This window comes from Asticcacaulis sp. AC402 (assembly GCF_000495835.1).
Taxonomy (GTDB): Bacteria; Pseudomonadota; Alphaproteobacteria; order Caulobacterales; family Caulobacteraceae; genus Asticcacaulis.
Window position 1 is genome coordinate 1 of sequence record NZ_AWGC01000085.1, and the last position, 358, is coordinate 358.

Sequence of the window (358 nt, forward strand, 5' to 3'; positions counted from 1 at the left end):
TCCGCCGGCATAGGTGTCCGCGCCCAGGCCGCCATCGAGCAGATTGGCGCCGGCATTACCGGTCAGGATGTTGGCCAGGCCGTTACCCGTCGCGTTGAGGTTGGCCTCGCCGGTCAGGGTCAGGCTCTCGACCGCGCGTCCGGCCAGTGAATAGCTGATCGCTGAGACAATAAGGTCCATGCCTGCGAGGTGGTTTTCGACGACATTGTCGGCGGGGTTGTCGACGTAATAGGTGTCGTTGCCCAGGCCGCCCACCAGGGTATCAGCCCCCAGGATCCCGTCCAGCCGATCGTTGCCGCCAAGCCCGGTCAAACGGTTATTGCCCGTATTGCCCGTCAGACGATTGTCATGGCCATTA

General features: G+C 62.8%; 1 protein-coding gene. It reads right to left on the bottom strand.

The genetic code is table 11. The features are described 5' to 3' along the window. Positions 1–358: hypothetical protein (locus ABAC402_RS0121135; protein WP_031236150.1), on the bottom strand; the 358-nt coding region annotated here is incomplete at both ends.